At 64.9% G+C, this 12857-nt stretch carries 14 protein-coding genes; 9 read left to right on the top strand and 5 right to left on the bottom strand.

What is annotated here, in order from left to right:
• The first annotated feature begins 25 nt into the window (after positions 1-25).
• The gene (locus AB4Y97_RS08930; RefSeq protein ID WP_441998676.1) at positions 26-1306 is read left to right on the top strand and encodes an adenylate/guanylate cyclase domain-containing protein; all 1281 of its coding nucleotides are present in this window, start codon (positions 26-28) and stop codon (positions 1304-1306) included.
• A gap of 56 nt (positions 1307-1362) precedes the next feature.
• Here the strand turns inward: AB4Y97_RS08930 and AB4Y97_RS08925 are convergent, their stop codons facing one another.
• Positions 1363-1962, bottom strand: coding sequence for a septation protein A (locus tag AB4Y97_RS08925; protein WP_441998674.1), 600 nt, complete (start codon positions 1960-1962; stop codon positions 1363-1365).
• An 11-nt stretch (positions 1963-1973) separates the two neighbouring features.
• Positions 1974-3242: a signal recognition particle-docking protein FtsY gene (gene ftsY, locus AB4Y97_RS08920; protein WP_441998673.1), complete on the bottom strand. Its 1269-nt coding sequence runs from the start codon at positions 3240-3242 to the stop codon at positions 1974-1976.
• 53 nt (positions 3243-3295) lie between these two features.
• Between ftsY and AB4Y97_RS08915 the strand changes: the two genes are divergently transcribed.
• Together AB4Y97_RS08915 and AB4Y97_RS08910 are read left to right on the top strand one after the other, a co-directional pair.
• On the top strand, positions 3296-3994 hold the full coding sequence (locus AB4Y97_RS08915) for an RluA family pseudouridine synthase (protein ID WP_441998672.1): 699 nt from the start codon (positions 3296-3298) through the stop codon (positions 3992-3994).
• 27 nt (positions 3995-4021) lie between these two features.
• Positions 4022-4450, top strand: a complete 429-nt coding sequence (locus tag AB4Y97_RS08910) for a type II toxin-antitoxin system PemK/MazF family toxin (RefSeq protein ID WP_441998671.1) — start codon at positions 4022-4024, stop codon at positions 4448-4450.
• Positions 4451-4556: 106 nt separating this feature from the next.
• Here AB4Y97_RS08910 and mtaB read toward each other — a convergent pair whose 3' ends face one another.
• Positions 4557-5810, bottom strand: coding sequence for a tRNA (N(6)-L-threonylcarbamoyladenosine(37)-C(2))-methylthiotransferase MtaB (gene mtaB / locus AB4Y97_RS08905; protein ID WP_441998670.1), 1254 nt, complete (start codon positions 5808-5810; stop codon positions 4557-4559).
• Positions 5807-6718, bottom strand: a complete 912-nt coding sequence (dapF, locus tag AB4Y97_RS08900; protein WP_441998669.1) for a diaminopimelate epimerase — start codon at positions 6716-6718, stop codon at positions 5807-5809. The genes mtaB and dapF overlap by 4 nt, the downstream gene beginning before the upstream one ends.
• 336 nt (positions 6719-7054) lie before the next feature.
• Here dapF and AB4Y97_RS08895 point away from each other — a divergent pair, with 336 nt between their 5' ends.
• Positions 7055-7870 (top strand): GyrI-like domain-containing protein, encoded by an 816-nt coding sequence (locus tag AB4Y97_RS08895; RefSeq protein ID WP_441998668.1) that lies wholly within the window; start codon positions 7055-7057, stop codon positions 7868-7870.
• Entirely contained in the window at positions 7867-8538 is a 672-nt protein-coding gene (locus AB4Y97_RS08890) for an HAD family hydrolase (protein ID WP_441998667.1), read from the top strand. Before AB4Y97_RS08895 ends, AB4Y97_RS08890 begins: the two co-directional genes overlap by 4 nt.
• On the opposite strand, the gene AB4Y97_RS08885 is transcribed toward AB4Y97_RS08890, so the two are convergent.
• On the bottom strand, positions 8495-9520 hold the full coding sequence (locus AB4Y97_RS08885) for an MBL fold metallo-hydrolase (RefSeq protein WP_441998666.1): 1026 nt from the start codon (positions 9518-9520) through the stop codon (positions 8495-8497). The two genes, AB4Y97_RS08890 and AB4Y97_RS08885, sit on opposite strands and share 44 nt — an antisense overlap.
• A 456-nt stretch (positions 9521-9976) precedes the next feature.
• Between AB4Y97_RS08885 and AB4Y97_RS08880 the strand changes: the two genes are divergently transcribed.
• From AB4Y97_RS08880 to rpsP, 4 genes are read left to right on the top strand one after another with little or no spacing between them, the layout of a single operon-like run.
• A complete protein-coding gene (locus tag AB4Y97_RS08880; protein WP_441998665.1) occupies positions 9977-10201 on the top strand; it encodes a glutathione S-transferase in 225 nt (74 codons plus the stop codon).
• Between the two features lie 2 nt (positions 10202-10203).
• A complete protein-coding gene (gene ffh, locus AB4Y97_RS08875) occupies positions 10204-11757 on the top strand; it encodes a signal recognition particle protein (protein WP_441998664.1) in 1554 nt (517 codons plus the stop codon).
• 5 nt (positions 11758-11762) lie between these two features.
• Complete coding sequence (locus tag AB4Y97_RS08870) at positions 11763-12407, top strand: hypothetical protein (protein ID WP_441998663.1); 645 nt, start codon at positions 11763-11765, stop codon at positions 12405-12407.
• Between the two features lie 11 nt (positions 12408-12418).
• Entirely contained in the window at positions 12419-12781 is a 363-nt protein-coding gene (gene rpsP, locus AB4Y97_RS08865) for a 30S ribosomal protein S16 (RefSeq protein ID WP_441998662.1), read from the top strand.
• The last annotated feature ends 76 nt before the right edge of the window (positions 12782-12857 follow it).

Raw genomic sequence — 12857 nt, 5'->3', positions numbered from 1 at the left:
GCTTAGCAAGCTGCGGACGCGGCATATGCTGAGCGATACCACCGAGCGCCTCATCCGCGAAGCGGACAATGCCGCCCTGCGCCGGGCGGGGCTTGCGCGCATCGTGGTCTCCGCTCTCCTGCTCTTCGCCGTGGTCGCGGCGACATCCAGCGTCACGATCACGAGCCGGGGCGCGCTCCATCAGATCTGGGCGGCGGAGATCACCCTCGCCCTGTTCGGGTTCATGGGGTGGGGAAGCATATGGCTGGCCTCGCGGCGCATCGTCGTCGCCAGACTGCCCGCGCTGACGGCAAGCCTGGATGCGATGCTGATCCTGGGGAACCTGGCCTATAGCCATTGGGGTCTCGGGGTTCCGGGCGGATTCTTTGCGGTCTTCCCCGTCGTCTGGGTGGTGCCGATCACCATGGCGGCGACCGCAATTCATTACAATCCGCGCCTTCAGGCCTATGTGGCGGCGCTCTATGTGGGGGGCCTTTCGCTTCTCGCCTTCGGTGGCGCCCTCCTGAGCCCGGACGAGCGCCGCCAGGACCTGGCGGAGCTGTCCGGCCTGTTCTCCGCGCAGGCCAATCTGGTCCGCATCGTCATGGTGTTCTCGACCGCCCTGATCCTGATTCTCGTCGCGCGCCAGGGGCGCCTGATGCTGGAGCGGGCGGTGCGCGAGACCACCTTGCGGCTCAACCTCACCCGCTATCTCCCGCGCGAGCTTGCGCCCATTCTCTCCGAGCGGGCTTTCGCTTCCCTGCGCGCCGGGCGCCGCATCCCGGTGACCCTGCTTTTCGTGGACATGCGCGATTCCTCGAGTTTCGGGGAAACCATGGATCCGGCGCGGCTCGCCATCTTCATCTCCGCCTTCCGCCGCCGCGTGATGCGGGCCGCCGCGAAGCATGGCGGCGTCATCGACAAGTTCACCGGCGACGGGGCGCTGATCCTGTTCGGCGTGCCGACGGAGGGCACGTCCGACGCCGCCCGGGCACTTGCCTGCGGCAGGACCCTGTTCGAACTCATCGACCGCTGGAATGCCAAGCGCGGCTTCGACCCGCCGGTGCGCATCGGCATCGGCATCCATACGGGCGAGGTGTTCTGCGGCGTGGTGGGCGACGAGGAAAGGCTCGAATTCACCGTGCTCGGCGAGACGGTCAACACAGCCGCCCGCATCGAGCAGGCGACGAAAACCGTCGATTGCCCGTTCCTCGTCTCGACCCAGGTCGTCGAGGCCGCCGGCGAGGCCAGCGGCTGGATCCCCATCGAACATCCGCCCCTGCCGGGCGTGACACGGTCGATCCAGCTGATGAAGCCGGGAGCCTAGAGCATTTTCCGCAAAAGTGGATTCCGGTTTTGCGGAAAATGCGGCGATGGAAAGCTCTAAGCCTCTTCCGTCTTCTTGCTGGCGTCGTAGCGCAGCAGAAGCGGCGTCTGGGCGAGCGCGAAGGCGATGGTCAGCGGCATGATGCCGAGCACCTTGAAGCTGACCCAGAAATCCGTGGTCTGCGTGCGCCAGACGATCTCGTTCAGGGCCGCGAGCGCGAAGAAGAACAGCGCCCAGCGAAGGGTCAGCTTGCGCCAGCCTTCCTCAGTCAGCTCGAACATGCTGTCGAGGACGATTTCGAGCAGCGGCTTGCGGAAATAGAGGCCGCCCAAAAGCACGAGCCCGAACATCGTGTTGACGATGGTGGGCTTGAGCTTGATGAACATGTCGTTCTGCAGGAACAGCGTCAGCCCGCCGAAAACCACCACCACGATGCCTGAGACCAGCGGCATGATCGGCAGCTTGCGGATGAGCGCGTAGCTGATGCTCAGCGCGACGATGGTCGCGGCGATGAACAGGGCGGTCGCCACATAGATCCGCTGGCCTTCCGCATAGCCGAACCGGTCGGCATAGGCATTGGCGAAGAAGAACAGGGCCAGCGGCCCCATTTCGAGGGTTAGCTTGAGAAGCGGGGGAAGACGCTTTGGTTCTGTCATCTCGGGTTCCGTCATGCCGCCTCTTCTAGCCCGGCAATGGCGCGAGCGAAATCCCGGGCGGCAAATGGCTCCAGATCCTCCACCTTCTCGCCGACTCCGATGAAATGGACGGGCAGGCCGAATTTCGCGGCAAGCGCCACGAGAATGCCGCCCCGCGCGGTGCCGTCGAGCTTGGTCATCACGAGGCCGGTCACGCCTGCGGCCTTTCTAAACAGCTCGACTTGGCTCATGGCGTTCTGGCCCACCGTGGCATCGAGCACGAGAAGCGTCGCGTGCGGCGCGCTCTCGTCGAATTTCTTCGTCACGCGCACGATCTTTTCGAGCTCGGCCATGAGTCCGGCCTTGTTCTGAAGCCGGCCGGCGGTATCGATGAGAAGCACGTCCGTGCCGTTGGCCTTGGCTTCCTGCAGGGCGTCAAAGGCGAGGCCCGCCGCATCGGAGCCCTGCGCGCGGGCGATCACCGGCGCGCCGACGCGCTCGCCCCACACTTTCAGCTGCTCGATGGCGGCGGCGCGGAAGGTGTCGCCCGCGGCGAGCATGACTTTCAGGCCCTGCTCGCGGAATTTCTGCGACAGCTTGCCGATGGTGGTGGTCTTGCCCGCCCCGTTCACGCCGACCATGAGGATGACGAAGGGCTTTTGGGCCCGGTCGATCGTCAGGGGCAGCGCGACGGGAAGCAGGGTCTTTTCCACCTCGCTCGCGAGAATGGCCTTCACCTCCTGAGGCGAAATCTCCTTGTTGTAGCGTCCCGCCGAGATCGCCTCGGTGATGCGAAGCGCCGTCTCGACCCCGAGATCGGCCTGGACCAGCGCATCCTCCAGTTCCTCCAGGGTCGCCGCGTCGAGCTTGCGCTTGGTGAACAGGCCCGTGACGCTCTCCGACAAGGAGGAGGAGGTGCGGCGCATGCCTTCCGTCAGGCGCTGCCACCAGTTCCCGGCGGGGGCGGCAACAGGCTCAGGAGCGGGAGGCTCAGGGGGCGGCTCCGGCGCGGACTCGGGCGTAAGCTCCTTCAGGTCCTCTTTCGGCTCAACGCCTTCCACGGGCTGCAGGTCGGCCCCGGCCAGTTCCGGCGGAAGCTTGTCCTCATCCGCCGTGTCGGGGGATGCGCTCGTGACGGTCGGGAGGGCGGTGGCCAAATCATCGGCCCCGGTCGCGGGCGGGGCGGGCATCGCCTCAGGCTGGCCTTTCGCCTCACCCGGCGCGGCTTCAGGCCTGCGCTCTGGCTGACGCCCGAAGAGGCGGGACAGGAATCCGGGCTTGTCGGGCTTTGTTTCCGCCATGGGTCTCGTCTTGCCTCTTGCTTTGCTGGTGCTGCCTCGATAGCCGAGGCATCATGAATGCGGAAGAGATAGTGTCGAAGATCCTCTATCGCGATGCCCTGATGCTCGTGATCGACAAACCTGCCGGCTTGCCCGTGCATCCGGGCCCCAAGGGTGGCGAGACCCTGTTTCACCATCTCGACGCCCTCCGCTTCGGTTTGCCGCGCCGCCCGGAGACCGTCCACCGCCTCGACAAGGATACGTCGGGTTGTCTGGTGCTGGGCCGCCATGCCAAGGCCCTGGCGCGGCTCAACGAGCTGTTCAAAAAGAACGAGATCGACAAGGTCTATTGGGCCGTGGTCGAGGGCGGACCCGAAGGCGAGGAGGGCGAGATCGACCTTCCGCTCGCCCCTAAATCGCCGGATCGCGGCTGGTGGATGAAAGTCGACGCAAAAGGCCAGCCGTCGCTGACGAAGTGGCGGGTGTTGGGGCGCGCACCTTCTCCAGAGGAGGGTGGACAGCGCTTTACGCTCCTCGAACTGCGCCCGATCACCGGCCGCACCCATCAGTTGCGCGTCCATTGCGCCGCTTCCGGCTTCCCGATCCTCGGCGATCCGATTTACGGCACAGCCCCCCGCTTCGGCGGTCCCGGCCTGCACCTGCACGCCCGCAGCATCACGGTGCCGCTTTATCCGAAGAAGGCGCCGATCACGGTGGAAGCGCCAGTGCCGGCGCATATGCAAGAGGAAGTTAACCTTCTCATGAAACGATAGATTATTCGTCGGATTGTTCGAACAAAAATGCCCCTCAAATATCCCGTGGTTCCAGGGGTGATCCTTCTCTGTGACTATTCGACCGGATTTCAGCCGCCCGAAATGGTGAAGCGCAGGCCCGCTGTGGTGGTCTCTCCTCGCCTTCCTCAACGCGAGCAATTGTGTACCGTCGTTCCGTTGAGCGGGACACCACCTCGGCGCGACGTCAATTATCAGCGTCGGATCGAACTGCCGCAGGCTTTGCCGGAGCCGTTCTCTCAAACGGTCTGGTGGGCCAAGGCCGATATGCTCGCGACAGTCAGTTTCGACCGTCTGGATCTTTTCAGGACGGAGCGCGACCAGACGGGAAGGCGCAAGTATCTTCAGCCGAAAGTTTCGGCGGCAAACCTGGAGGAGATTCGTGAGGCGATCCTCTTCAGCCTCGGGCTCGGGCACTTGAAAAAGTCCACCTCTTGATTCATATGTGAATTGATTGCTCGCGGCCTTGTGTCGTTGAGCCTCAAGACCGGTAGCGATATCGGCGGACCCCGCGATGGCGATAACAAGCCGCGCGGGGTCGTTTTTATGCCGCCAGCAATTCCTTGCCGTCATGTCCCGCGATGGTGACGGGCACGATCTCGCCCGGCGTCACGGGCGATGAAAACCGCACGAGCGTAAAACCTTCCGTCCGGCCGAGCTGGCCTGCCTCGATCAGCACGTTGCGCTTCGCACCGACCTCTTCTCCCAAATGCTTCAAGAGCGCCGCCTCGCCCTTTGCGCGCAGGCGTTTCGCGCGCTCCTTCACCGCATCTCGCGCGACCTGCGGCATGCGCGCGGCGGGGGTACCGGGGCGGGGGGAGAAGGGGAAGACGTGGAGATGGGTGAGGCCGCATTCCTCGACGATGTCGAGGGAGCGCGAAAACATCTCCTCGGTCTCGGTCGGAAAGCCCGCGATGATGTCGGCGCCGAACACCATGTCGGGACGAAGCCTGCGCACCGCGTCGCAGAAGGCGATCGCGTCCGCGCGCAGATGCCGCCGCTTCATGCGCTTCAGCACCATGTCGTCGCCCGCCTGCAGCGACAGATGCAGGTGCGGCATGAGCCTGCTCTCATTCGCGATGGCATCGAAGAGATCCTCGTCCGCCTCGACGGAATCGATGGAGGAGATGCGCAGCCGCTCCAGTTCCGGGATGTGCCGCAAAAGGTTTTTGACCAGCGCCCCGAGCTTCGGTTCGCCCGGCAGGTCCTTGCCGTAGCTGGTGATGTCGACGCCGGTCAGCACCACCTCGCGGGAGCCATGTTCCACCAGGGTGCGCACCTGCTCCACCACCGCGCCCATGGGCACGGAGCGGGAATTGCCGCGGCCGTAGGGGATGATGCAGAAGGTGCAGCGGTGGTCGCAGCCGTTCTGCACCTGCACGAAGGCGCGGGTGCGCCCGCGCATGCCGTCGATCAGGTGCACGGCGGTTTCCTTCACCGCCATGATGTCGTTGACGAGAACCTTCTCGCTCGCACCGATGCCGAAATCGCGCAGTCCCGTCCAGGTCTCGGCCTTCATCTTCTCGTGGTTGCCGACGACTTGGCTAACCTCCGGCATGGCGGCGAAGGTTTCCGGTTCTACTTGCGCGGCGCAGCCGGTGACGATGATGCGCGCATCGGGCTTTTCCCGCGCGATCCTGCGGATCGACTGGCGCGCCTGGCGCGTCGCTTCCGACGTCACGGCGCAGGTATTGACGATCACGACCTCGCCCAGGCCCGCATCCGCCGCGTGGCGCTGCATCGCTTCCGACTCGTAGGTGTTGAGCCGGCAGCCGAAGGTGACGACCTCGACGCTCATGATATGTCCTCATGTTGAGGCCGCGTCTCGAAGCGCGAAAAGAGGGCGGGCGAAAACACGCCTTCGTGTTCGATCTCGGTCGGTCCCGTCATGAGCACATGGTCGTCGCTCCCGCGCCACGCGATCAGGAGATCGCCGCCGGGAAGCGAGACCGTCGCCTTGCGGCCCGTCAGCCCTTTCCGCGCCGCCGCGACGAGGGTCGCGCAGGCAGCCGACCCGCAGGCGCGGGTGAGACCGGCGCCGCGTTCCCAGACGCGCAGGCGGATATGTTCGGGACCCAGGAGTTGAGCGAGCGAGATGTTCGCGCGTTCGGGAAAGACCGGGTCGTGCTCGAGTATCGGCCCGATCGCCGGCAGGTCGTAGGCCTGTACGTCCTCGACCCAGAAGATCGCATGCGGGTTGCCCATGCTGACGGCGGAGGGATTGGTGAGTTCCGGCGCGTCCAGAAGACGCGTCTCGACCGCGATGGCGCGGGTGTCCTCGAAGGCGGTGCTCAAGGGAATCTCGTTCCAGGCGAAGCGGGGAGGGCCCATATCGACGGTGAACACCGTCTCGGAGACGCGCTCCACCGGCAGAAGCCCGGCCTTGGTCTCCAGAACGAGCCCGCCGCCCGTGGGGCCGCGCATGACGGGATCTGCCGTCATCGCCCAGGCGACGCAGCGGGTGCCGTTGCCGCAGGCGCCGGATTCTGACCCGTCCGTGTTGTAGATGCGCAGATAGGCATCCGTACCGGGCGTTAAGGGATCGTGCAGCACCATGAGCTGGTCGAAGCGCGAGCGCGGATCGCCCGCGATGGCGCGCGCTTCCGCGGCGCTCACGCGCAGGGGCGTGCCGCGCAGATCGAGCACGGTAATCTCGTTGCCGAGACCGTTCATTTTGAGAAAGCGGTGGTTCGCAAGGGCGCTCATGGGCCGCTTTATGGCCTAAAAATCGCGAAATCGCGAGAGGGAACGACGCAGCCTGCGGCAATGGCGGCCGTCCCTCCGGGCAATCGTCGCCGACCCTCGTTGCCGATGGTGCCTGACCTAGAGCATCGGACCCAAAAGTGGAATTCCACTTTTGGGATCAATCCAATGCTCCTTGTCTCAAGCGGCGCATCGTTGTGAGCGAACCGAAGGTCCGCGTCAGCGAAAAACCGGGGCCATCTTTCCGCACGATGCGCTAGCGGCATGGCCTCGCGGCCTCACAGAAAGGCCTCTATGGTGCTCTAGAGATCCCTTGTGATTCGATGGGTGAGACCCTTGATGCGGCTTCGTTTTTCCGTCCTTTGCCTCGTTGTTGCCACCCTGAGCGCGGGATCGGCCCTCGCGCAGACGCCGCCAGCCGTGGGCGCCGCATCGCCAGCTGCCGCCGAAGCCGCCATGCCGCCTCCGCCCGCACCGGCGCCGGTCACGCTACCCCCGCCGGACAAGGCCGCCCCGGCCGCCTCGGCGCAGGCCGAGCCTGCCCCGGCGCCCGCCCAGCCCGCAACTCCGGCACCGGCCCAGCCCCCCGCGACGGCCCAGCCTGCTCCCGTTCCCGCCCCTGCGAGCCCGGCGCCTCCCGCCGCAGCCGAGGCGCGGCCGGCCCTCATCCCGACCCCCGGCGACCCGACGGGCGTGGAAGAGGTGGTCCTGCCCGCGAAGCCTGCGGCGATCCTGTCCGGCACGAGCAACTGGGAGGATGCATTCGCCAATCTCAAGGGCGTCTTCCGAAAGATCGAGGACGAGCTCAAGCGCGCCGGAATCGCGCCTGCCGGCAAGCCGCTGACGGTCTTCGTCCATACGGACGACAAGGGTTTCCGCTACGATGCGATGATCCCGATCGCGCAAATTCCGGAAGGGCGCACCGAACTCACTTCCGAGATCAAGTTCGGCAAGACCCCGGAGGGCAAGGCCCTGCGCTTCGTGCACAAGGATGCCTATGACGAGATCGACGGCACCTACGAAACCATCACCGCCTATCTCGACGCCAAGGACATCGTGGCGAAGGATGCCTTCATCGAGGAATACGTGTCCGAGATGACCGATCCCACGGATACCAATCTCGAGATCAACATCTACGTTCAGCCGAAGGAATGATCGCTCTCTTCGACCTTGATGGGACCCTGACCGACCCGAAAACAGGGATCACCCGCTCCGTTCAATATGCCCTTGAGAGGCTGGGCCGCCCCATTCCAGACACGGATGCGCTGACCTGGATGATTGGCCCGCCGCTGATCGCGGGGTTCACGAAGCTCCTCGGGAACGCTGCGGAAGCTCCCGAGGCCGTGCGTCTGTATCGCGAGCGCTTCAGCGACGTCGGCCTTTTCGAGAACGAGGTCTATGCAGGCATTCCAGCCTTGCTCGAAGGCCTTCAGGAGCGGGGCATCCATCTCTTTGTCGCGACATCGAAGCCCCATCTCTATGCGCGGCGGATTCTCGACCATTTCGGCCTGTCGCGCTTCTTCCGCGAGATCTACGGCTCCGAACTCGATAACCGCAACACCGACAAGGGCGATCTGATCCGCCATATCCTGGCCCTTGAACGTTTTGATCCGACAGCGGCCGTCATGATCGGCGACCGGGAACACGATGCCATCGGCGCCCGGACCAATGGCATCGCGGCGATCGGCATTACCTGGGGCTATGGTTCCCGGCAGGAGCTTCTGGATGCGGGCGTCGCCTGTCTGGTGGATGACCCGGCCGGATTGGAGGAGCCGATCTTCACGCTGACGGCGTCCAAGTTTCTCCGGGCCGTAGCGCCCTGAACCGCTCCGCCGGAAAACCGGCCTTCTCCAAGGCCGCCGCCAGTGCCTGGGGCGGTTCCTCGATGCCCTCGTCGGTGAGCCGGAACGTGCCCCAATGGTGGCCGAGCGCCTGTCCGGCTTCCAGAGCCCGGAAAGCGCGCACCGCCTCCTCGGGGTTCATGTGCTGCGGCTGCATGAACCAGCGCGGTTCATAGGCGCCGATGGGCAGATGCGCCAGGCGGGGAGGGCCGAAGCGCTCGCGCACGTCCTGGAAGATCCTGCCGTCGCCATAGCCCGTATCGCCCACATGGTAGATCGTGCCTGAGGGCGTGGTGAGCACATAGGCGCACCAGAGCGCCATGCGCCGGTCGCGCAAGCCGCGCGCCGACCAGTGACAGGCGGGGGTGAGATGGGCCGTGATCCCATGGCCCAGATCGAGGGATTGGCCCCAATCCCGCGCTTCGACGGGAATCTCGGGATGCTCGGCGCGGATGATCGCATCGTTGCCGAGCGGCGCGATGAAGCGCGGACGGTGGCGCTGCCAGAGCCGACCCAGGGTTTCGAGATCGAGATGGTCGTAATGGTTGTGGGTGATCAGCACCGCATGGACGGGCGGCAGATCCTCAAACGCGATGCCGGGCGGGTTCACCCGCTTCGGGCCGGAAAACGACACCGGGCTCGCCCGCTCCGAGAAGACCGGATCGGTCAGGATATTGAGCCCCGCCGCCTGGATCAGGAAGGAGGCGTGCCCGATCAGAACGCTGCGCAGGCCCGGGACGGAGGCGGGCGGCTTGTCCACGAATGGGCTCGGATGGCTTTGCGGCCAAGCCTTGCGGTCCCGCTGCATCTGCCATCGCAGAAGGTCCTTCAGGCTCTTGTCCGGCGGCTGGTTGGGCGAGAAGAACCGCACCCCGTCGAAATGGTCCGACACGGGTCCCTGGTAATAAGGATTGCGCGGGCGTGGAGCAGGGCGGCTGAAAGTCTTGAAGAGCTTGCGGTTCATGAAAAGCAATTGTTCCAGGCGAGGCTTTAAGCGTGGGGTGCGGGACTTCTTTCGGCAAGGGCCGTTGAACTCTCCTTGTCATTCCCGGCCGGAGTGCAGCGGAGGAAGGGAATCTAACAGCGCCACGCTGGAAGCTGGATCCCCTTCCCTCGCTTCGCTCAGCCTGCGGATGACAAGGAGGGCGCATTCGGGCACTCCGTTTTCTGCATTTTCTTGACTCTGACGCCTTTTCCCCTTACGTCCTGCCCTCAAATCTGTAGAGCGAGCCCTATGAGCCGCCGCCCAGCCCGAGAGGCTGGAGGTCAACGCCCGACAGCGCGATGCGCCCTCGGGCGCGTTCTCATTTGGGCTTTCTCTCGCCCGTCATGACCGGGCTTGTCCCGGTCATCCACGCCTTTGCCTTTGTGCTTGAAAGACGTGGGTGGCCGCATCAAGTGCGGCCATGACGAAGAAGGGATGAAGGCGATGTCGGACGACACCTTGCGCGTCGAGGACGCGGTCAACGAGACCTGCCCGTGGTCGGGGAAGCCGATCGCGGCAGATTCGCTCGCCCTTTATCGGGGCGCGGTCGTCGGCTTCTGCAATCCCGGCTGCCGCGACAAGTTCGAGACCGCCATCAGACATTTCGATGAGGCACTTAGCCTTCGCGACGTGCCGCTTCTCGCGAAAGGAATTGAATAGACATGTTCGAGGGCCTTTCCGAAAAACTTTCCCACATCCTCGACAGCCTCACCCGCCGCGGCGCGCTGACGGAGGATGACGTCAACGCCGCGCTTCGCGAGGTGCGCCGTGCCCTGCTCGAGGCCGACGTGGCGCTCGAGGTCGTGCGCTCCTTCACCGACAAGGTCCGCGCCCGCGCGGTCGGCGCGGAGGTCGTCAAGTCGGTCTCGCCCGGCCAGCAGGTGGTCAAGATCGTCCATGACCAGCTCGTGGAGATGCTGGGCGCTGATGCGGAGGTCATCGATCTCAATGCCGCTCCCCCGGTCGCCATCCTCATGGTCGGCCTGCAGGGCTCGGGCAAGACGACCACCACCGCCAAGATCGCCAAGCGCCTGACGGATCGCGACAGGCGCCGCGTGCTGCTCGCCTCCCTCGATACCCGCCGCCCGGCGGCCATGGAGCAGCTTGCGGTTCTGGGCAAGCAGGTCGGAGTCGATACGCTTCCCATCGTCGCCGGCCAGTCGGCGGTGCAGATCGCCCGCCGCGCCATGGAGGCCGCGCGCCTCGGCGGCTACGACGCGGTGATGCTCGACACGGCGGGCCGCGTCACGGTGGACGAGGGCCTGATGATGGAGGCCGCCGAAGTGAAGGCGGCCACCAACCCGCACGAGGTGCTTCTCGTCGCGGATGCGCTCACCGGCCAGGACGCGGTCAACACCGCCCGCGCCTTCGACCAGCGCCTCGGCGTGACCGGCATCGTTTTAACCCGCATGGACGGCGATGCCCGCGGCGGTGCCGCCCTGTCGATGCGCGCCGTCACCGGCAAGCCGATCAAGCTCGTCGGCACGGGCGAAAAGGTCGATGCGCTGGAGGAATTCCATCCTTCCCGCGTCGCCAACCGCATCCTCGGCATGGGCGACATCGTCTCCCTCGTGGAGAAAGCGGCGGAGAATATCGACCAGGAAAAGGCGATGGCGCTCGCGCAGAAGATGCGCAAGGGCAAGTTCGACCTGGAAGACCTGCGCGATCAGCTGGCGCAGATGGAAAAGATCGGCGGCATCGGCGGCATGCTCGGCATGCTGCCCGGCATCGCCAAGATGAAGTCGCAGCTCGAGAACGCCAATCTCGACGACAAGGTCATCAAGCGCCAGCGCGCCGTCATCGATTCCATGACCCCGGCCGAGCGCCGCAACCCGGATATCCTCAAGGCCTCGCGCAAGAAACGCATCGCGGCCGGTTCGGGCATGAAGGTCGAGGACATCAACAAGCTCTTGAAGATGCACCGCCAGATGGCCGACGTCATGAAGATGATGGGCGGCGGCAAGGGTAAGGGCATGGCCGGCGCGCTCGGCAAGATGTTCGGCATGGGCGGCGGAATGGGCGGCATGCCCCAGCCGACGCCGGAGCAGTTGGAGGCTCTGCAGAAGCAGATGGGCGGCGCCGGCGGCGGACTTCCCGCAATGCCGCCGGGCCTCGGCGGCGGCAAAGGTTTGCCGGGTCTTCCCGGTCTCGGCGGGCCGAAGATTCCCGGATTACCGGGGCTTGGAGGCTTCCCGTTCGGAGGCAAGAAGAAGTGAGCGCATTGGCGGCGCTTGAACCTCCCGTGAGGCTGTCACGGCGCAGCGAGGCTTTTCTGGCCTCGCTCGTTGGACGTTTCGTGCGCTTCAATGTCCCAGAGGGGCGGGTTTTCCTGAATTCACTCTTCGATGCTCATGGCGTCATCCTCGAGCACCATGCCGAGCGGAAGCGCCCATGGCGGCAGCAGTTCCTCTATCTTTGCGGTGTCGTTGACCGCGAAAAGCATCGCCGCTCCTGGGCCATTCGGGAGTTCAGGATTCTCTCTCGGCTCCCCATTGGGCTGTTTGCGAACTGCTATGAATGGAGGCCGAAACTACAAGGCTATGCCCGTAAGGGCGGCACTGAGATCTTAGCATCCTCTGGCGGCCTCCATAGGCTCGCCAGAATCGAGATTTTCTCCGAACTTGTCTCATTCGACGACGGAGAGGAGGAAGTCGAACGCGCTGTCTTTGCGGAAGCGGATCGACGGATCTGCTTCACTTATGACAATGGCGAAAGCATTGCGTTCGAAACTGACGACAGCGGCAACCAGCCTCTGCTCATCACAGATGGCGAGAGTCGTCCATTGGACCGCTCGCTCAACACTTTGAAGTCTCGCCTCGTTCTGACAGACACAAACGCGGCACATGAGGCTTCAACTGGACACTAAAGGAGAAACCAATGTCCCTCAAGATCCGTCTGACCCGTGGTGGCGCGAAGAAGCGTCCCTATTACCGTATCGTCGTTGCCGATTCGCGCTCCCCGCGTGATGGCCGCTTCATCGAGAAGGTCGGCACCTACGACCCGATGAAGCCGAAGGACGATGCCGGTCGCGTCGTTCTCGACACCGAGAAGGTCCAGGCCTGGCTCGCCAAGGGCGCCCAGCCGACCGACCGCGTCCTGCGCTTCCTCGATGCCGCCGGCCTCCTGAAGCGTTCGCCGCGAAACAACCCGCAGAAGGCTGTCCCGGGCAAGAAGGCCCAGGAGCGCGCCGACGCGAAGGCTGCTGCCGCTGCCGCCCCGGCCGAAGGCGAGGCTGCGTAAGCGTCATGAAGAAGGAGCGCTCCCATCAGCGCTCCGCCTCTTCCCTCCCCCTTGTGGGGAGGGGCAGGGGTGGGGG

It is taken from the genome of Microvirga sp. 2TAF3 (assembly GCF_052114965.1).
Lineage (GTDB): Bacteria > Pseudomonadota > Alphaproteobacteria > Rhizobiales > Beijerinckiaceae > Microvirga.
The sequence above is the reverse complement of the archived record's forward strand: the minus strand, read 5'-3'. Positions and strand labels throughout refer to the sequence as shown.

Coding starts and splice junctions, on each gene's coding strand:
- AB4Y97_RS08925 (WP_441998674.1), bottom strand. CDS start 1,962: ATGACAGAACCAAAGCGTCTTCCCCCGCTTCTCAAGCTAACCCTCGAA.
- rpsP (WP_441998662.1), top strand. CDS start 12,419: ATGTCCCTCAAGATCCGTCTGACCCGTGGTGGCGCGAAGAAGCGTCCC.
- AB4Y97_RS08895 (WP_441998668.1), top strand. CDS start 7,055: ATGCGGCTTCGTTTTTCCGTCCTTTGCCTCGTTGTTGCCACCCTGAGC.
- ffh (WP_441998664.1), top strand. CDS start 10,204: ATGTTCGAGGGCCTTTCCGAAAAACTTTCCCACATCCTCGACAGCCTC.
- AB4Y97_RS08890 (WP_441998667.1), top strand. CDS start 7,867: ATGATCGCTCTCTTCGACCTTGATGGGACCCTGACCGACCCGAAAACA.
- AB4Y97_RS08885 (WP_441998666.1), bottom strand. CDS start 9,520: ATGAACCGCAAGCTCTTCAAGACTTTCAGCCGCCCTGCTCCACGCCCG.
- AB4Y97_RS08910 (WP_441998671.1), top strand. CDS start 4,022: ATGCCCCTCAAATATCCCGTGGTTCCAGGGGTGATCCTTCTCTGTGAC.
- dapF (WP_441998669.1), bottom strand. CDS start 6,718: ATGAGCGCCCTTGCGAACCACCGCTTTCTCAAAATGAACGGTCTCGGC.
- AB4Y97_RS08930 (WP_441998676.1), top strand. CDS start 26: ATGCTGAGCGATACCACCGAGCGCCTCATCCGCGAAGCGGACAATGCC.
- ftsY (WP_441998673.1), bottom strand. CDS start 3,242: ATGGCGGAAACAAAGCCCGACAAGCCCGGATTCCTGTCCCGCCTCTTC.
- AB4Y97_RS08915 (WP_441998672.1), top strand. CDS start 3,296: ATGAATGCGGAAGAGATAGTGTCGAAGATCCTCTATCGCGATGCCCTG.
- mtaB (WP_441998670.1), bottom strand. CDS start 5,810: ATGAGCGTCGAGGTCGTCACCTTCGGCTGCCGGCTCAACACCTACGAG.
- AB4Y97_RS08880 (WP_441998665.1), top strand. CDS start 9,977: ATGAAGGCGATGTCGGACGACACCTTGCGCGTCGAGGACGCGGTCAAC.